The following is a 20,513-nucleotide window of genomic DNA, read 5'->3' as shown; positions in this document are numbered from 1 at the left end:
CGGCGTTCGCCACGTCGGCCGGAGAGTTTCGCCGCTCTGCGGGCGTCAGGTCAGTTCACGGGTCAGGCGCGAGGACCACGGACACCAGAAGCAGCCGGGCAGGAAGGCGCCGCACGCCTCATCGAGATGGTCTTCGACATAGGTGATGCTGGCATCGCAGACCTCGATGGCCATGGTGAAGAACGTGATCGTGTCCGGATCCAGATGGAAGCTCCAGCCCGGGTTGTATTCGGCCGTCTGCTTCCTGATCCGGCCCATGACGTGGACCGACATTTGTTCCTCGCCGGAGAGAATCCGGCGAGCCTCCTGAATCCGCTGTTCATTGGTCAGCCGAATGACGAATTCTTTGCCGGAATAATCGGTGAATGCGAAGTCCGCCATGATGATCCCTCGCTCGATGCGTTGGGTGAATGGGGAGGGTCCTGCCATTCGATGGTAAGCCTCACGAAGCACGCCGAATGCTGAAATCGATTGTGTAGCAATGCATTTTGCGGGACCGACCCGTTTGATTCCGGGCAAACGGCGGCGCGGAGATCGACTAACCGCGATCGGGAACCGACTGCCCGTTTCCGTGCGTAATCGACTGCAACCCAGTCCGTTTCGCTTGAATAATCAAGTCTCGAATGGCCATCGCACCGCGCGCCACCGGCGCGGCGACCCGGCCGTCCGCATCGATCAGCACGCCCGACGGCGTCCCCCGCACCCGATACCGCAGCGCCGCCTCGTTACCCTGCTGCACCAGCACCGGGATCTCCCCCAGCCCCTGCTCGCGCCCCCACGCCGCATGCTCGGCCACATCACCGTTGCCCACCACCGCAATGGTCAGCGACCGCGCCGCCCGCACCTGCCAGCGCGGCAGTTCCCGCGCCAGCGCCGCGCACATCTCACAGCCGGGATGCACGAACACCAGCAGCAGCGACCGCCCCGGCGCGAGCAGCGAGTCCAGATTCGCCCGCCCGTCCCCCGCCGTCTTCAGCAACTCGAACTCCGGCGCGACCGCACCGGGCGGCAGGCCCTCCGCACCGAGCGTGGAGAGCGCCTGCTCGTCCAATCGCCGCCGCAGCACCCGTATCTCACCCTCCAGCCACACGAATATCGCGACGAAACCCGCCGCCACCGCCATGCCCACCACATGATCCAGCGGCAGCGCCCCCGGCACCTCCGAATATCCGATCGCACCCACCGCCACCGCCAGCGCGAGCAGCATCAAAACGGCATTGCGCACCACCGTCCGCACCCCGATCGGTGCGGCGCTGCCCGCCCCGAAACACGAACACGCCGGATGCCGCCCCTGCCGGAGCAGGCGCAAGACCGCCCCGGTGAACACACCGAGCAGCCCGACCGCCACCAGCGCCGCCACCGCCGCAGTCCACGACGGCAGCACCGCCACCGCGATCAGCGCCTCGACGCCCGGCAGCGCCCAGGCCACCGCGGGCACCCAGCGCAGGTGGATGCCGAACTCCCCCACCGCCTTCCGCGTCCCCGCCCGATCCGTGAATTTCCCCGCCGCCGACAATCCGAACACCACACCCAGCGCCAGCCGCAGACCCCACACGCCGTATTCGATGGTCATGCCCGCACCATGACATACCCGGGCGAACTCGAAACGATAATCGGGAGAACGCGATTCGATCGCCGATCGGATCTCGGGCCACAGTGCCGAGCGATCCGGGCACCACGTCCGCGGAGCGGCGGCCTACGCGGCTCGGGCGGGTGCGCGCGCGGCGAGCGCCACGGCGGCGAAGGTCAGCGCGCAACCCACCACCGCCGTCGCCGACAACCCCGGCCCGCTGGGCGTGAGCACATCGAGTACCAGCGACATCAGCAGCTGCCCGGCCACCGTGGTCAGCCCGAGCAGCAACACGCCGATCCAGCGCACCGTCACCACCGCCAGCGCGATGAACGCGACGCCCACGACGCCACCGAGATAGAGCCACGGTTCGCGGGGAAAGGCGGTGGGCCACCCGGTCCTGGTGACCACCGCGGTTTCCACGATCAGCAATCCGGCCAGACCCGTCGTGAAATTCGCCAGCGTCGCCGACAGCGGCCCGCCGACCGCCCCGACCCGCCCGTTCACCGCCTGCTGCCACGCCACCCCCAAACCCGCCAGCAGCGGCAACCCGATCAGCAATGCCTGCGGTCCGCCGCGCAAAGCCTCCGGCACCGCCAGCCCGCCTCCGCTATCGGCCCGTCCGACCGCCGCGAGCGCCACCGCCACCAGCGCCAGCCCCGCGCCCCCGGCCCGCAATCCGGTCACCGGAGTCCGCCCGCCCGGCCCCAGCCCGAACCGATCCACCACCAGACTGCTCACCAACTGCCCGGCCACCACCGCCACAGTGAACGCCGTGACCCCGATCGCCCCCACCGTAAGCCCCTGGCACGCAACGAAAAACGCCCCACACAGCCCCCCGAGCAACTGCCACCACCGCAACCCACCCGCCCGCAGCGCCACCCGGACCCGCCCCAGCCCCACCCGTAGTCGGCCACTGGCCCCGAACGCGATCAGCAACACCACCAACCCCGCCCCGAAGCTGATCACGGCCGCCGCCACCCCATCCTGCAACCGCTCCCCCAAGGCCCCATTGATCCGAGCCTGCCCCGCCACAGCCGCCCCGATACACCCCCCGAACACCAACCCAACCCGCCGCCGCATCGCCACCCCCCGATCTTCCCCCGCCCCCCGTTCTGAAACGACGCCGACCGGGAACTGGTGGCGGCAAATCGCGAGAAGCCCCCGTCACCAGTTCCCGGTCGGCGATGTTTCACTTATGCGTCGGCCGACACGCCACCCGATCGGCCAGCGCGCGATTCACCGACGTGACGGCGACGGCGACGGCGGCGCTGAACTGCCACCGTCTACCGGCGTGCTTCCGGCCGATATCCACACCTGCGGCACCGCAACGAAACTGGTGGATTCCGGCCGAACCCCTGCCGGAATGACTGCTGCGCGACGACCCGGATCAGGTGGCGCGGGCGCGGACCTCCCGATCGGGTGTTCAGTCGCTGGTCGTGCGATACGACACTTCGGGGACCGACTCGGCGGTACGAGGTGGTAGCCACGCCGGTACCAAGGCCGCTGTCGCGAGGAGCGGGACACCGAGCAGCGCGACCACGGCCGGAATCGGCAGCCACAGCGAGGCCAATCCGACGAAGGCGAACACGACCACCGCGAAAACCTCGGTGACCAGGCCGGAGACCGAGGTGACGGTGGCTCGCGCGGGGCCCTCGATGGCGTCCTGGAGACGGGCGTCGGCAAGGACATTCGCGTTGTAGTTGATGCCGTAGGCCGCGCCGATCGCCGTGAAGCCGAGAGCGGTCAAGACATAGACGGCGTTCGGGTAGGCGAGGGCGAGTCCGGCCAGCAGTGCGCCGCCGATGAACAGCAGGCCGCCGACCGCCAGGGCGATGGACATGGTGCGGGGCGCGATGGCTGCGGTGCGGCCGGCGGTGACCGCGCCGATCAGGGCGCCCGCGACCGTGACACCGACCAGAATCGCCGCCACCCAGGGCGATACGCCGGCATGGCCCGCCAGCAGGGCGAAGTACTCGTCATAGGCCGTGACGCCGTCCAGCAGGGCGGCGAGCAGCACGCCCCGGCGAATCACCTTGACCCGCAGCGCCTCCCGGAGGCCCGAGCGGAGCATATGCAGGTAGCGAGCGACAGCCGCCGAGCCGGCTCGAGGCGAAACCGCTGTGGTCGCGGCGGTTTCGGGCGTCTCGGCCGTCTCCGGATCCTCCAGATCCTCGACCGCACCTGCCGATACGGCCTTGGGCGCACCCGGCAGTGCGCAGGCCGCGAGCGTGTGCACCGCGGCGATCGCCACACTGGACCAGCCCACCAGGGCATAGCCGCCCCAGGCGTACAGCGGCGCGGCCGCCAGAATGCCGATCAGCGCGGCGGATTCGGCGGCGCCGCGGACATAACCCATGATGCGGGGGTATTCGGAAGTAGCCCCGCGCCCCCGCCCGTCCGTCGACGGGTACGCCGCGAGATCGTCGTAGATCAGCGCCTCGAAGGTGCCGGACCGCAGCGCGCCGGAGGTACCCCACAGGACGAAGCCCAAGGCGAAACCGGCATAGGTCGGCCACAGCGTCCAGGACGCGAAACCGGCGACCAGCAGGAATCCGGACAGGATCAGCAGGGCGCGCCGCGAGACCGTGTCCGCCCAGGCGCCGGACGGGACCTCCAGCAGGAAGGACGTGGCCGACCAGATGGCCAGCAGCGTGGAGATCTGCGCCGTGTTCAGGCCGTGGTCGGCGAAGAGCAGGGCGTAGAGGGCGTAGTACGGGATCAGGTCTGCCGTGAGGGAGAACAGGACCGCGCGAACGGTGAGACCGCGCACCGAGGCCGGGCGCTGGTCGCGGTTGCTACCGCGGAGGGCGCGTAAGGATCAAACGGCGTAGACGAGCAAGCGCATGCGGTCAGCTTGGCGCGCCGCCGGGACCGCCGTCAAGGGGATTATCGAGGGGGATCCAGCCATTGGTGTTGACCTCGTGCTCGGCGACCCCCGCGCCGACCAGACCGTGCCGTTCGTTGAGGTCGCTGATGAGTTCGGAGACCGGATGCGAATCGCTGTAGTGGTAGCCCTGGGCGAGGGCGAAGCCCAGTTCGGTGAGGACCGCAGCCTGGTATTCGGTCTCGACGCCTTCGGCGATGACCTGGAGGTCGAGGGATTTGCTCAGCGCCGCAATGACTCCCAGCAGCGGCGGGGCCGGGGAATCGGAGCGTATCGCGGCCACGAAGGACTGGTCGACCTTGAGAATGTCGCTGGGCAGGGTGGCCAGGCGGCTCAGGGACGAATAGCCGGTGCCGAAATCGTCGATGGCGATCCGCACGCCGCGCTCGCGCAGGGTGTGCAGATTCGCGATGGCGGTCTCGGACTCGGCGGCCAGTTCGCTCTCGGTGACCTCGAGGACCAGCTGATCGGCGGGCCAGCCGGTGTCGGCGAGAATCCCGGAAACCCGGTCGGCGTATTCGGTTTCGGCCAATTCCAGGCCGCTCACATTCACATTGAGGGTCAGGTCCAGCTGGGCGAAGGTCTCCTGCAGGCGGGCGGCGTCGGCGCAGGCCCGGCGTAGGACCAGCTCGTCCAGATCGGAGATGAGGTCGTATTCCTCGGCGACCCGGATGAGGCCCTCGGTGGTCACATCCGGCTGCGCGTGCGAGGACCAGCGCAGCAGCGCCTCCACCCCGACCGCGCGGGTGGCGCCGTCGGAGAGGCTGACAATGGGCTGATACTGCACGTCGAGGGTGCCGCGATCGATGGCCTCGCGCAGCTCCACCGCCAGCGGCAGCTGCCGCGAGGATTCCAGCACGGTGCGATTGCGGCCCGCCTGCTTGGCCCGGTACAGCCCGACATCGGCGCGGCTCACCAGCAGCGAGCCGGATTCGCCCGGCTGCCACGAGGTCACGCCCGCGGAACAGCCGGTGGTCACCGCGGCGCGCAGCTGCTCGGTCAGCAGGATGGCGGCCTGTTCGGTGGTGCCGGGCAGCAGCAGGGCGAAGGCGTCACCGCCGTAGCGGGCCAGACGCTGGTCCGGCGCAAGCAGTTTCGACCAGGTGTCGCCCACCCGTTGCAGCACGGCGTCGCCGGCACGGTGGCCGAGATGGTCGTTGATCTTCTGGAAGCGGTCCAGGTCCACCAGCACCAGCGCCAGCCCCTGACCGGTGCGGGCGGCGTGCGCGATGGCATTGCTCAACGCCCGATCGAAACCGCGGCGATTCAGCAGACCGGTCAGCACGTCGATATCGGCATCGGAGGCCATGCGCGTCAAAATGCCCACCACGATGCCGATTCCGAAGGTGATGCCCGCCGGAATCAGGCCCGACCACCACGGCAGCCCGCGCGAGGGCACCACCCACAGGCAGCAGGCGATGGCGAAGGCCAGATGCACGCCCAGCCAGCGCCACGCGAAGAAGATGGCCGCATCGCAGGCCACGAACACATAGAACGCGGCGAGGCTGATGGCGCCCACGGTATTCGGGAACCAGTGCACCGCAATGGTCACCAGCACCGTCGCCATGCCGACGTACACGTGATGCACTGAATGCGGCATCCGCGGACCCCAGATCAGCAGACTGATGCCGAGCAGCAGCGCGACCAGCGCCGCCGTACCCACCAGCGGCCGATTGCCCTCATCACCCGGAGCGACCGCCGTGATGATCAGACCCAGCACCCCACCCATGACGTAGAACGCCCCGGTGGTCCGAGCCATGACCATTGCCGTCGCCAGCGCCGACGCCGCCCGCACCCGGGTTCGGGTATCGCCGCGAGACCCGATTCCTCGCACGGCACCTAGCCTAAACGGTCAGCCGAATTTTGCCTGCGCTGTGCCGAATTTGCCTCCGCTTCGCTCCGGCTGGTTCGAGGCCCTGCAAGCTCGGTCTTCCCTCCTCCGCTTCACTCCCCCGCTCCAAGGCGCGGGGAGGAGAGAGCCGCAGTCCGGACCGAGCCGGGCCTCGAACCCTCGGGGCACAGGTGTCGAAGAGTGCTGCTAGTGGACGTTTTTCAGCGGATCGGCTTCAGCACCTCGGTGCCGACGAAGGGAACCAGCGCGGTCGGAACTCGGACCGAACCGTCCGCTTGCTGATGGTTTTCCAGAATTGCCACAATCCAGCGCGTAGTCGCGAGGGTGCCGTTCAAGGTGGCGGCGGTCTGCGGCTTGTTGTTCTCGTCGCGGTAGCGCACGTTCAGGCGGCGGCCCTGGAAGGTGGTGCAGTTCGAGGTCGAGGTGAGTTCGCGGTAGGTCTGCTGGGTGGGCACCCAGCCCTCGCAGTCGAACTTGCGGGCCGCCGAGGAACCGAGATCACCGGCCGCCACATCGATCACGCGATAGGGCACCTCGACGGCGGCGAGCATTTCGCGCTCCCAGGCCAGCAGGCGCTGATGCTCGGCATCGGCGTCCTCGGGCTTGGCGTAGACGAACATCTCCACCTTGTCGAACTGGTGCACGCGAATGATGCCGCGGGTGTCCTTGCCGTAGCTGCCGGCCTCCCGGCGGAAGCACGACGACCAGCCGGCGTAGCGCTTGGGACCCTCGCTCAGGTCGATGATCTCGCCCGAGTGATAGCCGGCCAGGGGGACCTCGGAGGTGCCGACCAGGTACAGCTCGTCCTCGTCGAGGTGATAGACCTCGGCCGCGTGCTGGCCCAGGAATCCGGTGCCCGCCATGATCTCCGGGCGCACCAGCACCGGCGGGATCATCATGGTGAAGCCGTTGGCGGTGGCCTTCTGGGCGGCCAGCTGCAGCAGGCCCAGCTGCAGCAGCGCGCCGTAACCGGTGAGGAAGTAGAAGCGCGCGCCCGAGACCTTGGCGCCGCGTTCCATATCGATCAGGCCCAGCGACTCACCCAGTTCCAGGTGATCCTTGGGCTCGAAGTCGAACTCGCGCGGCGTGCCGACGGTCTCCAGCACGATGTAGTCGTCCTCGCCGCCGGCGGGGGCGCCGTCCTGCACGACATTCGACAGGGCGCGCATGGCGGTGTCGAGATCGGCGTCGGCGGCGTTCTCGGCCGCCTCGGCCTCCTTCACCTTCGCCGACAACTCCTGGCCCCGGGCCAGCAGCACCGGGCGCTCCTCGGGGGACGCCTTGCCGACCTTCTTGCCGAGGGCCTTCTGCTCGGCGCGCAGATTGTCGGCGGTGGCCACTGCCGCGCGCCGGGCCGCATCCGCCTCGAGCAGGGCGTCCACCAGGGCCGGGTCCTCACCGCGCGCACGCTGCGACGCACGGACCACGTCCGGGTTCTCCCGCAGGAATCGAAGGTCGATCATAGGCAATAAGCCTAGTGGGCGGCCTCCACTGATTTTCGCCCAGGTCGGGGCCCGGGCGAGACCGCTTGTCCCGCCGCCGAGCTCACAGTTTCCCGTGGTATTTCCCGCGTTTTCGGCCGCTGCCCAGCACGCCCCGCCATAGTGGGGGCCATGGCCTCCGGTAGCGGACCCATCCCTTCCGTGCCACGGTTGTCGAGCCGGCCGGTCGGCGTAGTCAATTCCGAGGAGTTCCCATGCAATACACCCCGGACACAGTCGATTTCATCGTGGTGGGCGCCGGATCGGCCGGTGCGGCGGTGGCCGCGCGGCTGAGCGAGCGCATCGGCACCAGCGTCGCCGTCGTGGAGGCGGGCAGCGCCGACCGCGACAAATTCATCCGGATCCCGGCCGGGTTCGCGCAGCTGTTCCAGGGTCCCAACGACTGGAACTATCGCACCGAACCGCAGCCCGAGCTGCACGACCGGCAGGTGTACTGGCCGCGCGGCAAGATGCTCGGCGGATCCTCCTCCATGAACGCCATGATGTGGGTGCGCGGCTTCGCCGCCGATTACGACGAATGGGCCGAGCACGCCGGGCCCGGGTGGTCGTTCCAGCAGGTGCTCCCCTACTTCCAGCGCATGGAGGCGGTCGAGGGCGCCAGCGAACCCGGCGAGGGCGTGAACGGGCCGCTGCACATCTCCCGCCAGCGCAGCCCGCGGCCGCACACGCTCAACTATCTGCAGGCGGCGGTGGAGGCCGGATACAAGGTCGAACGCGCGAATCTGGATGAACCGCAAGGGTTCACGCAGACCATGGTGACGCAGAAGCGGGGCGCGCGGTGGAGCACCGCCGACGCCTATCTGCGGCCCGCACTGCAGGCGCATCGCGATCTCACCATCGTCACCGACGCACATGTAACGCGGGTGCTGTTCGAGGGCACCCGGGCCATCGGCGTCGAGTATCAGCTCGGCGGGGAGCTCAAACAGCTCAAGGCCAAGCGCGAGGTGATCCTGTCCGGCGGCGCCATCAATACCCCGCAGTTGCTCATGTTGTCCGGTATCGGCGATTCGAACCAGCTTCGGGCGCTGGGGATTCCGGTGCTGCACCACTCTCCGGAGGTCGGCCGCAATCTGCGCGACCACCTGGCCGCGCCCATTGTCTACCGCACTCGCGCGGGCAGTCTCTTCGGCGCGGACAAGAGCATTCCGGAACTCGCCAACTACCTGCTACGCCGCCGCGGCCAGCTCACCTCCAATGTCGGCGAGGCCTACGGCTTCGTGCGCAGCCATCCCGATGTCGGGCTGCCGGACCTCGAATTGATCTTCGGCCCCGCCCCGTACGTCGGCGAGGGCCTCGGCGATCCGGACGGCCACGCGCTCACCTTCGCGGCCATCCTGCTCAAACCCAAGTCCACCGGCGAGATCACCCTCTCCTCCGCCGACCCGTTCACCGCGCCCCGCATCGATCCCCGCTACTGCGCCGAATTCACCGACCGCACCGCCCTGCTCAATGGGCTACGCGCCTGTGTCGAGATCGCGAATCAGCCCGCGCTCAAGGAACATATCGGCGAACTCATGCAACCTGCCTTGCCCGCCGACACGCCCATGGAAGACGTGCTGCGGCGCTGCCTCGAGGACCACTCGCACACCCTCTACCACCCGGTCGGCACCTGCCGCATGAGCACCGGCGAGACCGGCGTCGTGGATCCCGAACTGCGCGTACGCGGCGTGGCCGGCCTGCGCATCGCCGACACCTCGGTCATGCCGATCATCACCCGCGGCCACACCCACGCCCCGGCGGTGCTGATCGGCGAGAAGGCGGCCGACCTGATCAACGCCTGACCGAAACCGACAGGTCCTGACACAAGAGGACATGGCGGGGGTGCGGCGGCGCTGCAATGATGGAGCGCGATGTCCGAACAGTCGCCTCCGCCACAGCAGCCCACACCCGGTCGCCGCCGGGCCGGTAAGCCCACGGGTGGGTCGGCCGGTAGCCCCGCCGGCGGGTCCACGGGCCGGTCGTTGCCGGGCGCCCTGGAAGGCTTGCGCGCCAAGCTCGACAAGGGCCCGCTGTCCGCGCCGACCCTGCGCTGGGGTCTGCTCGCGGTCGCCGTCGGCGCCCTGGTGGCCGCGCTCATCACCGTCGCCGTCTCCGGCTTCCACGCCGGGCGCGTGGAGGCGCACAATCCGGGCTCGGCCTCGCCCACCGGTGCGGTCGCGGGCGAGGCCTTCGGCACCGCCAAACAGGGCGACTGCCTGGCCTGGTCCAAATCCAATGCCAGCGATCTGGTGAAGGTGGACTGCGGCGACAAGCATCTGTTCGAGGTCACCGCCGATATCGACCTGAGCAAGTACCCGGGCGTCGAATTCGGTCCCGGATCGCGGTTCCCGGATTCGCTGCGCTTCTCCGAACTGCGCGACGAGCACTGCGTCAGCGCCGCCCAGTCCTACCTCGGCGGAAAGTTCGATCCGCGCGGCAAATTCGTGGTCGGCCTGATCAATCCGGGCGAGGCCGGATGGAAGGCGGGCGAGCGCACGCTGCGCTGCGGGCTTCAGGTCGCGGGCAGTTCCGGCACCGCCACCCATACCGTCAGCGGCAGCGTGCAGAACTCCAACCAGTCCAAGATCTACGACGTCGGCACCTGCATCGGCATTGCCCGCAACCTGCCCACCGATCCGGTGGACTGCGCCCAGCCGCACGCCTTCGAGATCGTCTCGACCGTGGATCTGAGCAGTCACTTCAACGGCGGCCCGCCGTCCAAGGACGAGCAGGACCGGTTCATGGAAGAACAGTGCGCCAAGGATTCCACCGACTATCTCGGTTCCGAGGACGCGCTGCGCAACAAGACCCTCACGCTGTTCTGGGACTACCTGGACAGTCGCAGCTGGCTGGCGGGCAGCAAGAGCCTCAACTGCATGATCGGCAAGGGCGCGGATCAGGAGGGCTTCGCCGCCATCACCGGATCGGCGCGCGGCGACATCCTGGTCGACGGGCAGGCCCCGGTGCCGCCGCCGAACAACGGCCGCTCCACCCCGCAGCCGCTGCCCGGCGCCGCGCCGCCGGTCATTCCCGCGCCGAGGTAGCCGTGCCGGTCTCCATGTCCGACGATCGTTTCGAGGAACTCGTCGGGGACGCGCTCGACCTCATTCCGCCGGAGTTGTCGAAGGCCATCGACAACGTCGTGGTGCTCATCGAACCGCGCAATGAGGAAGACCCGCATCTGCTCGGGCTGTATCACGGCATCGCCCTCACCGACCGGGACTTCAGCCACTACGGCGGCGCGCTGCCCGACACCGTGACCATCTACCGCGAAGCCATCCTGGAGATGTGTCACAGCGAAGAAGAAGTGGTCGAAGAGGTGGCAATCACAGTGATTCACGAGATAGCCCACTACTTCGGGATTGACGACGACCGCCTTCATCAGCTGGGATGGGGCTAACTCGCGGCAAACCGGGAACCGATCGAATGCCCGTCGCGTCCAAGCTTCATATCGGGACGCGACTGCGTACCCGGGGGAATCCCGAAGGGAGATCGATCATGGTTGGCCACGTCCTCGTGCAGCCGGAGGTCGTCCTCGCGGCAGCCCTGGAACTCGACCTACTCGCCGAGCGCCTGTCCGCGGCCTCGGCGGCGGCCGGCCCGGCCACCCACGTCCTGCCCTCCGGCACCGAGGAGGTCTCGTTCCTGGCCGCCGGGCATTTCAATCACGCCGCCTTCAGCCATGACCGGGCCGTCGCCCAGGGCATTCTCGAACTGCACCACGCCGCCGCCACGCTGCGCAGCCAGCTCGCGCAGTATCTGATCCAGGACGCGGTGCGCGCCGCCGGCATCGCGGCCATTCAGGTCTAGGGGGAAACAATGACGCTGGGAATCACCGGGGTGTTCTGGCTGCCCCGCATGGCGGAACTCAATTCCGTCACCTTGAACGCGGGCGCGCACGCCATTCCGATCGCCGCCGCCAGCACCTCCTGGGGCGTGCTCACCGGCGCGTGGGTGGACGCCACCGCCACCGTCGCGCGGGTCATGGCCGAGGTCGGCGTGGGCCTGCAGGGCGTGAACGGCCTCAATGTGCTGGCCCGCCTCACCGGCTTCACCGTCTGGGCCGAACAGCAGGGCGTCATGGCCGCCGCCATGGCCGCCAAGACGGCAGCCAATGCCACCGCCTACACCGTGGCCTCGATCGCCATGCCGAGCCTGCCGGAGATCGCCGTCGTCGAGGCCGCCCGCGTGGCCGCGTACTCGACCGGCGGCGCGCTCAATGGCACCGCCGAGGCCGCCGAGGCCGCCAAGCTGGCGCTCGACATCCGCGCCGCACTGGTCATGGAGACCTACGAGGCCGCCACCACCGCCATCGTCACCACGCCCGGCCAATTCCTCATGCCGCCGCCCATCGCCATGGGCGCGGGTTCCGCCGATGCGGGCGCGGCCGCCAATATGTCCGGCGATCCGGTGCAGACGGCCCTGGCCACGGCCGCCGGGCTGGCCAATAATCCGGCCGTGATCAGCGCCGTCGCCCAGTCCGCCCAGGTCGCCGGAACCGTGGTCACCAGCGGTGTCAGCACCGCCGGGCAGGTCGCGGGCACCGCCGTGTCCGCGGTCGCCAACGGCTTGTCGCAGACCGCCGCCGCGGGCGCCCAACTGCCCATGATGGCCGGAATGGGCGTGGCCGCGGCGGGTGCGGGCGCAGCGGGCGTGAGCACCCGCGCGGTGTCCTTCACCGGCGGCGGCGCGGGCGTGAGCATCGGAAACGGCGGCGGCACACTGAAACTCCCCGAGGGCTGGGGCGCCGCCGCCGGAATCGGCGGCGGCGCAACCCCGGCCGCACCGACGCTGACCGAACCCGTTGCCGCCGCCCCGAATACCGCCGCCACCGCCCCGGTCCGCTCCGCGAGCACAAGTCCGCTACTCGGCAGCAACCATTCCGGGGACGAGGACGAAACCCACGACGGCAAGGACTACGGGCGCTCGGTGGAGCACTTCGCCGACGGCCGGGTCATCGCGCCCGCCGTCATCGGCGCCGACCCGAACGACGGCCGATGACGGTCCTCGGCGCGGGTCGCGGACCATCCCTCCTGCGGGCGATCACCCTGACCCCCGACGAATTGCAGTACCTCCAGGAAACATTGGCGATCGACGAGCTGCCCGTGGTGCTGAATGCCATGGGCCGCTACGACAATGCCGCCGACCACGACGCCGCCCTGACCGCCGCCGCAGCAGCGCTCACCGAACGCGAACTCCTGGACGGCGACCAGGTGCATCCCGAACTGGCCGAACGCCTGCGAGTCCTGTACCGCCCCCACTGGGTCCTGGCCCTGCGCTGGTACGTGAACGGCCAGGTCAACCGCTTCTGCCTGGCCCAAGGCGACGATATCGCCGTCGTCGCACTACGCGGCCCGCACTCCTACGTCATAGACGAAGCGGGCCATGACCTTCCGGGCACCGTCATGGCAGCCCTCGGCCCCGCCGACCCCCTCGACCTCGCCGGAATGAACGCCCCCACCGAGGAATTGGCCCCCATCTTCGACGACGCCGGCGACGTCACCACCACGGCCAACCGGCTCGCAGCGGTAGGCAATCCGCCAAGGGACGCGAAAACCCTTGCCTCCGCCCTGGTCCAAGTCGACTCCCACGCCGAAATCGTCGCCGTCGTCTACGGCGACGGCACCCGCGACATCACCGACAACCACATCGCCGTCTTCAACACCCGGCACGGCCGCTTCCTGGCCACCGCCGCCCCCGCCGACGACGGCACCAAATGGACCTCCCTGGCCGGCGGCACCCCCGCCCGCCTGCGCACCGCCCTCCAAGATCTCATTGCGTCGCTGCCTTTCCGACAGGAATTCCCAGCCACCCGGCCCGTCTGAAGCCTGCATCACGCCAGCCTTCTGGGCGGTGTGAGGAACCCTCATTTTTCGCCGTGGAGATTGGGGGAATCCGCTGATGCCGATCGCCTTGTGAGCTGTAAGCCTCAGTGAGGCCGGACATTTCGGCTCACCCAACTGGTCACCGGGTCGCGGTCACCCACCGCGGAACAGACACGCCCGCAGGACTACTCGGCGTGCGATGCGACGTCACCGACACCCCATCCATCGATGCCGCCTTCGCCGAAGTCGCCGAGCGTCACGGTGAGGTCGAAGTGGTGGTCGCCAACGCCGGCATCACCGACGACATGCTGTTCACGCTGATGAGCGAGGAACAGTTCGAACGCACCCTGGACACCAACCTCACCGGCGCGTTCCGCGTCGCCAAGCGCGCGAGCCGATCCATGCTCCGCGCACGCTGGGGACGACTGATCTTCCTCGGTTCCGTCGTCGGCATGCTCGGAACCCCCGCCCAGGCGAACTACGCCTCCTCCAAGGCAGGTCTCATCGGACTCGCCCGATCGATCACCCGCGAACTCAGCTCCCGCTCCATCACCGCCAATGTCGTCGCCCCCGGCTTCATCGACACCGACATGACCCAAGCCCTCGACGACAAATACCACCAGCTCGCCCGGCAAGCCATCCCCATGCAACGCACCGGCGCCCCCGAAGAAGTCGCCGCAGTCATCAGCTTCCTCGCCTCCGACGAATCCAGCTACGTCTCCGGCGCCGTCATCCCCGTCGACGGCGGCCTCGGCATGGGCCACTGACCCCCTGCGATCTCCAGTGCATTCTCGTGCGTTGAGGTGCAGCCGATTTGAAATATCGCCGACCGGGAACTGGTGGCGGGACCTTCTCGGCGTTTGCCGCCACCAGTTCCCGGTCGATGTCGTTTCAGTTCTGGAGGGTGTCAGCCCATCGGGTCGTCGCCGGTGGGTTCGATGTTGTCGCCGAAGGGGGCCGGGTAGCGGCCCCAGCGGGTGCATTCCCAGACGCCGTCGGAGAACGGCAGGAGTTCGATGGTCTCGGTGTTGTCCAGGTGGTTGTTGGCGGCGAACAGGCGTGGGACGCCGGTTAATTCGCGAGAGACCAGGCGCATGGCGGCGCCGTGGCTGACCAGGATGATGTCGCCGGCGTCGGAGTCGGTGAGGTATTCGTCGCGTAGGCGTTCCAGGGCAGGGATGTAGCGGTTGAGTACGTCGCGGCCGGATTCGCCGCCGGGGACCTGGGTGTCGAGATCGCCGAAATGCCAGGAGTGGTAGATGTCCTGGAAGGTTTCGTGGGCCTCGCGGGTGTTGAGGCCTTCGAGATCGCCCAGTTGAACCTCGTGCAGGTCCTCGAGGACCTCGAGCGGGACGCCGGTGGCGGCCTCGATGTAGCTGCCGGTCTGGCGGGCGCGCAGCGCTTCGGAGGAGAACAGCCGCAGGGGCGGCGCGGCCAGGTTGGAGCCGAAGGTTTTCGCCTGTGCCACACCGCGTTCGGTGAGCGGCAGGCCCGGCAGCCGGGTGTCCAGGATCTTGGCGACATTGCCTTCGGTTTCACCGTGCCGCACCAGGATGAGTTTGCCCGTCACAGGTCCGCCACCCCCTTCTTCAGGTCGGCCAGCCAGGCCGCCGCCGGTTCGTCGGCGGGCGGCGGGGTGCCGGTCGGCGCGGTGGCCGGCCAGGATCCGAGGTAACGGATCCGGGCGGCCGTGCGGTGCAACGCCTTCAGCGCCTCCGCGACCGCCGCGTCGTCGATGTGCCCGACACAGTCCAGATAGAAACGGTAGGTGCCCATACCGGTGCGGGTGGGCCGCGACTCGATACGGGTGAGATCGATACCGCGCGTGGCGAATTCCGCGAACGCGCGCATGAGCGAACCGGGCTCGTTGGCCAGTTCCAGCACGATCGAGGTGCGATCGGTCCCGGTGCGCGGCGGCGCCGGCTGCGGCGGCGCGACCAGTACGAACCGGGTCACCGCCTGATCGTGATCGGCGACCCCGGAGGCCAGCACCGACAGGCCGAGGCGCTGCCCGGCCAGTGCGGTCGAGACGGCGGCGTCGGCGTGCCCGGCGGCCACATCCTCGGCGGCCGCGGCATTGGAGGCCGAGGTGTACAGCTCGGCTCCGGGTAGTTGATGCGCCAGCCACAACCGGACCTGGGCGGCGGCCACCGGGTAGGCGGCGACACGCTTCACATCGGCGAGCTCGGTGCCGGGCTTGCCGAGAATCGTGAACGCCACGTCCAATTCGGTCTCGGCGATGATCTGCAATCGGGGACCGACGGCCAGTGCATCGAGGGTGGGCGCGATCGAGCCCTCCACCGAACTCTCGATCGGCACCACCGCGCCCTCGACGCTCGCGGCCCGCACCAGTTCGATCGCGGCTCCCTGGCTGGCCGCCGGGACACGCTCGACCGGCCCACCGAACACTCCGGTGGACTCGAGTTTTGCGAGGGCCATCTCCGTAAAGGTTCCCGACGGCCCGAAGTAGGCGATACGCGGCACGGCTACGACATTACTTGCGGATCCGGAGTCCTCCCGCGCTTTGGCCGACTCCTCGGTAACTACTCATCCGAGAACGGCGAGCGCACTGTGCACGGCCTCCGGGTCGGCGGTCTCGACGGCGAGCAGGACGGACCGCAGCGCTTCGACGGCGGGCGGCTTCAGGCCCTTGATGAAATCGATGTCCGGGCTGGTCAACGCGGTGCGGATGTCCTCGCCGCAGAGCGCGGCGACCGTCGCGGCGACGAGGGCGAGCGCGCGTTCGCCGGAGTCGGTGCGCGCGACGAAACCCGTGTCGCCGTGCGCGATTCGGACCAGGAATTCCGAGACGGCCTCGTCGTCCGCGTCCGGCTCCAGGACCTCCGCGGCGGCGGGCGCGGAGCCGATCGGGCGGACCAGTCCGTCCAGCAGCGTCTGCGCGCCGGTCTTGCCGGGCACGGTCAGTTGCATGAGGACCGGTTCGGGCGCGGGGGCGGAATCGTGCGGCACGAGTTTCACCGTATGCGAGCCGATGGGTTGCGCAAGATCACACCGTCACTTAGCTTAGGTTTACCTAATTTTCTTTCGGAGGTGTGTATGCCCCACGCGGCACCGGCCGTCGCTCCCAATACCGCCGAACGCGTGCACAGCGCCTGTGCCCACGCCGAGAGCGCGGTACTGGCCCTGCCCGGCCTCGATCCGGTACCCACCTCGGTCCATCTGCTGCGGCAGTGCGGCGACATCGTGGTCGCGGTGCCGTCCACCTCGACCGCCAACCTGCTGGTCGGCGGCACCGGCACCACCGGCTCGCCCGCGGTCCTGGAACTCACCGACCACGCCCCGCTGCCGCTGCGCGAACCCGTGCGCGCCCTGGTCTGGCTGCGCGGCTGGGTGCACGCGGTGCCCGCGCATGCCCAGCGCGCGCTGGCCGCGGCCGTCGCCGAGGACCATCCGAATCCGGCGCTGCTCGATATCGGCCACACCGCCACCCTGCTGCGCCTGGTCGTGGACTCGGCCGTGGTCGCCGACACCGCGGGCGCGGACGCCGTCGACCGCGACCAGCTTCGGGCCGCCCGGCCGGACCCGTTCTGTGCCATGGAAGCGGCCTGGCTGCAGCATCTGCACGCCGATCACGCCGATGTCATCGACCGGCTGGCCCATCACCTGCCCTCCGATATTCGCCGCGGCGCGCTGGTGCACCCGCTGGCCATCGACCGCTACGGCGTCACCCTGCGCGTCGAGGCGGCCGAGGCCGATCACGACATCCGGCTGCCCTTCCCGGCGCCCGCCGACGATGTCGAATCCCTCAGCCGCGCGGTGCAAGCCCTCGCCGTCGACCCGTTCCGCCGCGGCCTGCACCGCATCTGACGCCGCACCGCAACCTGCCGCCGCACCCGGCGGCACCTAGATTGACTGCCATGTCTTCGGCAGCTGAGCCCGCACCCACGTGGCCCGAGCCCGTATCGACCGACCGGCAGCGACGGGCCATCCGGCTCGAGATCGCGGTGGTGCTGGTCGTCACCTTCGGGCTGAGCGGGGCCAATGCGGCGCTGTCGCTGCTGGAGAGCGCGCTGTCCCCGGGCGGGGTGGGCGGGCAGACCATTGCGTTGAACCCCTCGCGCGCCACGCAGTCGACGATCGATCTGCTGTTCCAGTTCCTGAGCGTGGCGCGACTGCTCGGCTGGGCGGCGCTGGGGCTGTACCTGTTGTGGCGCAGCGGAATCGGGCCGCGCGCCAGCGGACTTGCTCGCCGGTTGCGGTGGCGGGCCGATGTGCTGCCCGGACTCGTGCTGGCGGCGGTCATCGGAATACCCGGGCTCGGCCTGTATCTCACCGCGCACGCCCTGGGCGTGAGCGTCACCATCGTCCCCGGATCCCTCGAATACTGGTGGCGGCTGCCCATGCTGGTGCTCACCGCCTGGGCCAATTCGGCCGCCGAGGAAGTCCTCGTCGTGGCGTACCTGATCACCCGGTTGCGCGCGCTCGGCTGGTCGGAACATCGTTCACTGCTCGCATCCGCGCTGCTGCGTGGCAGTTATCACCTTTATCAAGGACTGGGCGGCGGACTCGGCAACCTCGTAATGGGTCTGCTGTTCGGCCGATACTGGCAGCGCACCAACCGTTTATGGCCGTTGCTGCTGGCGCACGCGCTCATCGACACCATTGCCTATCTCGGCTACGCCGCCCTGCGCGGGCACGTCTCCTGGCTGCCGTAATGCGATTGGAATGAACCCCCCGGGCGCCCGAATCAGTAGCATCATCGGTGATGAACGGCGACGAACCCCAGCACAATGCACGGATGCGCCGGGAGCCGCCGCCGGGCTGGGCGGGCCGGCCGCCCCGGCCGAATCCGGGCCCGCCACCGCATGCGGCGCGCGGGCCCCGGCCCGATCCGCTCGGGCGAACCAAGCGGCTGCCGCGCGAGGAAGCCGGTCCGGCGCTGGCCTATTCGCAGGCGCCTCCGGCGCGTACTCCGCGCAATCAACCGCCGCGCAATCAGCCGCCGCGGCCGCCCCAGCCGCAGGCGCGCACGCGGCAGCAGCCGCCCCGCTATCCCGATCGCGAGGGCACGCCCATGACGCACGCCCCGACCCAGCAACCGGTCCCCTATCGGGAGGCGAGCCCCCCGCCGCCGCCACCGGTCCCACCGGGCAGGCGCGAGCGCGGCGGCCGACCGCCGCGGGAGCCGCGCAAGCGCAGATACCGATTCCGCTGGGGGCGGATCATTCTCATGCTGCTGGTGGTGCTGTTGTTCCTGCCCATCGGCGCCGCGATCTATGTGGACCGGAATCTGCAGCGCATCGACGTGCTCACCAATTACGAGGGCCGCCCCGGCGACACGCCCGGGACGAATTGGCTTTTGGTGGGCTCCGACAGCCGCTCCGGGCTCACGCCGGAGCAGGAACAGGAATTGGCGACCGGCGGTGAGGTCGGGTCCGAGCGGACCGACACCATTCTGCTGGTGCACATTCCGGAGTCCGGGCAGCCGACGCTGGTCAGCCTGCCGCGCGACTCGTATGTGAGCATTCCGGGCTACGGCAAGGACAAGCTCAATTCCGCCTTCTCCTTCGGTGGCCCGCAGCTGCTGGTGCAGACGGTGGAGGGCGCGACCGGACTGCATATCGACCATTACGCGCAGATCGGGTTCAGCGGTTTCGCCGATGTGGTCGACGCGGTCGGCGGCATCGACATGTGCCTGGACCAGCCCATCAATGATCCGCTGGCCGGCATCGACCTGCCGGCGGGCTGCCAGGAACTCAATGGCGCCAACGCGCTCGGGTTCGTGCGCTCCCGCGCCACCGCCAGTGCCGATCTGGATCGCATGCTCAATCAGCGAAAGTTCTTGAGCGCCCTGCTGAAGAAGGCGTCGAGCCCGGCCACCCTGGCCAACCCGTTCCGGGCCTGGCCGCTGATACAGGGCTTGACGAAGGCTCTGAAGGTGGATGACGGAGATCACGTCTGGCATCTGGCCCTTTTGGGCAAGGCGCTGAGTGGCGATCCGGTGGCAACCACGGTCCCGATCGGCGGGTTCACCGATACGGATGTGGGCAATGTGCTGCTCTGGGACAAAGACCGCGCGAGCAGGTTCTTCGAGGCGCTGGAAAGCGATGAGCCGATCCCCGCGGACCTCATCACCACGGTCGGAAATTAGGGCAATCGGGACACTCGTTTTAGGTAATACTTGCCTCAATAAGGCTGTGCTCAATAAGGTTGCACTTGGATGACACGCGGTGTGACCAGGGCTAATGTCGTCCACATGTCGACCCGCACCCAAACCAAGCGCAGCAAGTTCCACTCCCTGCTGCAGGATCAGATCCGCAACGAATTCAATGCCGAGCACCAGTACATCGCCATTGCACTGTGGTTCGACAATGCCGATCTGCCGATCCTGGCGAAGTATTTCTACAAGCAGGCCGTCGAGGAACGCAATCACGCGATGATGATCGCCCGCTACCTGCTCGACCTGGATATCAGCGTCGAAGTGGCGAACACCGATGCCGCGAAGTCCGAATTCGCGAATGCCAAGGAGCCCATCGCCCTGGCGCTCTCCCAGGAGCAGACGGTCACCGAGCAGATCGTCCAGCTCGCCAAGACCGCCCGCGAAGAGGGCGACTACCAGGGTGAGCAGTTCATGCAGTGGTTCCTCAAGGAGCAGGTCGAGGAAGTGTCGACCATGCGCACCCTGCTCACCGTCGCCGAACGGGCCAGTGCGAACCTGTTCGATCTGGAGAATTACGTCTCGCGCGAAATGAGTTCCCCGAGTGATGCGTCCGGCGCTCCGCACGCCGCCGGCGGCGCACTGTAGTTTTCTTTATCACGACAGCCCCGGTCCCTTGCGCTGGACCGGGGCTGTCGCTGATCTACCGGGGAAGGTCGATCATTCCTTGGAGAGGCTGCTGGAAAGAGTGCTAACGAGACCCTTGATCAGCTCGAGAAT

General features: G+C 68.7%; 19 protein-coding genes and 1 pseudogene. 11 read left to right on the top strand and 9 right to left on the bottom strand.

Annotated elements, in window-relative coordinates:
* Window positions 1-45: 45 nt before the first annotated feature.
* From ACFVIV_RS07380 to serS, 6 genes are all read right to left on the bottom strand, one after another.
* On the bottom strand, window positions 46-381 hold the full coding sequence (locus ACFVIV_RS07380) for a calmodulin (protein ID WP_379193933.1): 336 nt from the start codon (window positions 379-381) through the stop codon (window positions 46-48).
* 157 nt (window positions 382-538) lie between these two features.
* Window positions 539-1,573: a MauE/DoxX family redox-associated membrane protein gene (locus ACFVIV_RS07375; RefSeq protein ID WP_379193932.1), complete on the bottom strand. Its 1,035-nt coding sequence runs from the start codon at window positions 1,571-1,573 to the stop codon at window positions 539-541.
* A 123-nt stretch (window positions 1,574-1,696) separates the two neighbouring features.
* A complete protein-coding gene (locus ACFVIV_RS07370) occupies window positions 1,697-2,653 on the bottom strand; it encodes a DMT family transporter (RefSeq protein WP_379193931.1) in 957 nt (318 codons plus the stop codon).
* 343 nt (window positions 2,654-2,996) lie between these two features.
* Window positions 2,997-4,343 carry an MFS transporter gene (locus ACFVIV_RS07365; RefSeq protein ID WP_379193930.1) on the bottom strand — a complete coding sequence of 449 codons (1,347 nt, stop codon included), beginning with the start codon at window positions 4,341-4,343 and terminating at the stop codon, window positions 2,997-2,999.
* 79 nt (window positions 4,344-4,422) lie between these two features.
* A complete protein-coding gene (locus ACFVIV_RS07360; protein ID WP_379193929.1) occupies window positions 4,423-6,291 on the bottom strand; it encodes a putative bifunctional diguanylate cyclase/phosphodiesterase in 1,869 nt (622 codons plus the stop codon).
* A 218-nt stretch (window positions 6,292-6,509) separates the two neighbouring features.
* Window positions 6,510-7,772: a serine--tRNA ligase gene (gene serS, locus ACFVIV_RS07355; RefSeq protein WP_379193928.1), complete on the bottom strand. Its 1,263-nt coding sequence runs from the start codon at window positions 7,770-7,772 to the stop codon at window positions 6,510-6,512.
* Between the two features lie 233 nt (window positions 7,773-8,005).
* Here serS and ACFVIV_RS07350 point away from each other — a divergent pair, with 233 nt between their 5' ends.
* From ACFVIV_RS07350 to ACFVIV_RS07320, 7 genes and pseudogenes are all read left to right on the top strand, one after another.
* A complete protein-coding gene (locus ACFVIV_RS07350) occupies window positions 8,006-9,592 on the top strand; it encodes a GMC family oxidoreductase (protein ID WP_379193927.1) in 1,587 nt (528 codons plus the stop codon).
* A 69-nt stretch (window positions 9,593-9,661) separates the two neighbouring features.
* Entirely contained in the window at window positions 9,662-10,834 is a 1,173-nt protein-coding gene (locus ACFVIV_RS07345; RefSeq protein ID WP_379193926.1) for a septum formation family protein, read from the top strand.
* A 2-nt stretch (window positions 10,835-10,836) separates the two neighbouring features.
* Complete coding sequence (locus ACFVIV_RS07340) at window positions 10,837-11,190, top strand: metallopeptidase family protein (protein ID WP_379193925.1); 354 nt, start codon at window positions 10,837-10,839, stop codon at window positions 11,188-11,190.
* Between the two features lie 98 nt (window positions 11,191-11,288).
* On the top strand, window positions 11,289-11,600 hold the full coding sequence (locus tag ACFVIV_RS07335; protein ID WP_379193924.1) for a PE domain-containing protein: 312 nt from the start codon (window positions 11,289-11,291) through the stop codon (window positions 11,598-11,600).
* Between the two features lie 9 nt (window positions 11,601-11,609).
* On the top strand, window positions 11,610-12,791 hold the full coding sequence (locus tag ACFVIV_RS07330; RefSeq protein WP_379193923.1) for a PPE domain-containing protein: 1,182 nt from the start codon (window positions 11,610-11,612) through the stop codon (window positions 12,789-12,791).
* Window positions 12,788-13,615 (top strand): ESX secretion-associated protein EspG, encoded by an 828-nt coding sequence (locus ACFVIV_RS07325; RefSeq protein WP_379193922.1) that lies wholly within the window; start codon window positions 12,788-12,790, stop codon window positions 13,613-13,615. The genes ACFVIV_RS07330 and ACFVIV_RS07325 overlap by 4 nt, the downstream gene beginning before the upstream one ends.
* 137 nt (window positions 13,616-13,752) lie before the next feature.
* A pseudogene (locus tag ACFVIV_RS07320) lies at window positions 13,753-14,382 on the top strand (SDR family oxidoreductase); the annotation flags it as partial.
* Between the two features lie 140 nt (window positions 14,383-14,522).
* On the opposite strand, the gene ACFVIV_RS07315 reads toward ACFVIV_RS07320, so the two are convergent.
* From ACFVIV_RS07315 to ACFVIV_RS07305, 3 genes are all read right to left on the bottom strand, one after another.
* Window positions 14,523-15,185, bottom strand: a complete 663-nt coding sequence (locus tag ACFVIV_RS07315; RefSeq protein ID WP_379193921.1) for a histidine phosphatase family protein — start codon at window positions 15,183-15,185, stop codon at window positions 14,523-14,525.
* Window positions 15,182-16,099, bottom strand: a complete 918-nt coding sequence (gene pheA / locus ACFVIV_RS07310) for a prephenate dehydratase (RefSeq protein ID WP_379193920.1) — start codon at window positions 16,097-16,099, stop codon at window positions 15,182-15,184. The genes ACFVIV_RS07315 and pheA overlap by 4 nt, the downstream gene beginning before the upstream one ends.
* A gap of 63 nt (window positions 16,100-16,162) precedes the next feature.
* Window positions 16,163-16,585: a hypothetical protein gene (locus tag ACFVIV_RS07305; RefSeq protein WP_379193919.1), complete on the bottom strand. Its 423-nt coding sequence runs from the start codon at window positions 16,583-16,585 to the stop codon at window positions 16,163-16,165.
* Between the two features lie 87 nt (window positions 16,586-16,672).
* On the opposite strand from ACFVIV_RS07305, the gene ACFVIV_RS07300 reads away from it, so the two are divergent.
* The 4 genes from ACFVIV_RS07300 (at window position 16,673) to ACFVIV_RS07285 (ending at window position 20,381) form a co-directional block, all read left to right on the top strand.
* A complete protein-coding gene (locus tag ACFVIV_RS07300; protein ID WP_379193918.1) occupies window positions 16,673-17,443 on the top strand; it encodes a DUF2470 domain-containing protein in 771 nt (256 codons plus the stop codon).
* 50 nt (window positions 17,444-17,493) lie between these two features.
* Complete coding sequence (locus tag ACFVIV_RS07295) at window positions 17,494-18,291, top strand: CPBP family intramembrane glutamic endopeptidase (RefSeq protein ID WP_379193917.1); 798 nt, start codon at window positions 17,494-17,496, stop codon at window positions 18,289-18,291.
* Window positions 18,292-18,341: 50 nt separating this feature from the next.
* Entirely contained in the window at window positions 18,342-19,727 is a 1,386-nt protein-coding gene (locus ACFVIV_RS07290) for an LCP family protein (RefSeq protein WP_379193916.1), read from the top strand.
* Between the two features lie 105 nt (window positions 19,728-19,832).
* Window positions 19,833-20,381, top strand: coding sequence for a ferritin (locus ACFVIV_RS07285; RefSeq protein ID WP_379193915.1), 549 nt, complete (start codon window positions 19,833-19,835; stop codon window positions 20,379-20,381).
* Window positions 20,382-20,513: the final 132 nt, after the last annotated feature.

The organism is Nocardia sp. NPDC127526 (genome assembly GCF_042672265.1).
Lineage (GTDB): Bacteria > Actinomycetota > Actinomycetes > Mycobacteriales > Mycobacteriaceae > Nocardia.
Note: the sequence above shows the minus strand (reverse complement) of the source record. Positions and strands in the feature narration are given on the sequence as shown.

Excerpts from the sequence above, each read along its gene's own strand:
- ACFVIV_RS07290 (WP_379193916.1), top strand. The coding sequence starts at position 18,342 with ATGAACGGCGACGAACCCCAGCACAATGCACGGATGCGCCGGGAGCCG.
- ACFVIV_RS07345 (WP_379193926.1), top strand. The coding sequence starts at position 9,662 with ATGTCCGAACAGTCGCCTCCGCCACAGCAGCCCACACCCGGTCGCCGC.
- ACFVIV_RS07335 (WP_379193924.1), top strand. The coding sequence starts at position 11,289 with ATGGTTGGCCACGTCCTCGTGCAGCCGGAGGTCGTCCTCGCGGCAGCC.
- ACFVIV_RS07350 (WP_379193927.1), top strand. The coding sequence starts at position 8,006 with ATGCAATACACCCCGGACACAGTCGATTTCATCGTGGTGGGCGCCGGA.
- ACFVIV_RS07330 (WP_379193923.1), top strand. The coding sequence starts at position 11,610 with ATGACGCTGGGAATCACCGGGGTGTTCTGGCTGCCCCGCATGGCGGAA.
- ACFVIV_RS07300 (WP_379193918.1), top strand. The coding sequence starts at position 16,673 with ATGCCCCACGCGGCACCGGCCGTCGCTCCCAATACCGCCGAACGCGTG.
- ACFVIV_RS07295 (WP_379193917.1), top strand. The coding sequence starts at position 17,494 with ATGTCTTCGGCAGCTGAGCCCGCACCCACGTGGCCCGAGCCCGTATCG.
- serS (WP_379193928.1), bottom strand. The coding sequence starts at position 7,772 with ATGATCGACCTTCGATTCCTGCGGGAGAACCCGGACGTGGTCCGTGCG.
- ACFVIV_RS07375 (WP_379193932.1), bottom strand. The coding sequence starts at position 1,573 with ATGACCATCGAATACGGCGTGTGGGGTCTGCGGCTGGCGCTGGGTGTG.
- ACFVIV_RS07380 (WP_379193933.1), bottom strand. The coding sequence starts at position 381 with ATGGCGGACTTCGCATTCACCGATTATTCCGGCAAAGAATTCGTCATT.
- ACFVIV_RS07285 (WP_379193915.1), top strand. The coding sequence starts at position 19,833 with ATGTCGACCCGCACCCAAACCAAGCGCAGCAAGTTCCACTCCCTGCTG.
- ACFVIV_RS07370 (WP_379193931.1), bottom strand. The coding sequence starts at position 2,653 with ATGCGGCGGCGGGTTGGGTTGGTGTTCGGGGGGTGTATCGGGGCGGCT.
- ACFVIV_RS07325 (WP_379193922.1), top strand. The coding sequence starts at position 12,788 with ATGACGGTCCTCGGCGCGGGTCGCGGACCATCCCTCCTGCGGGCGATC.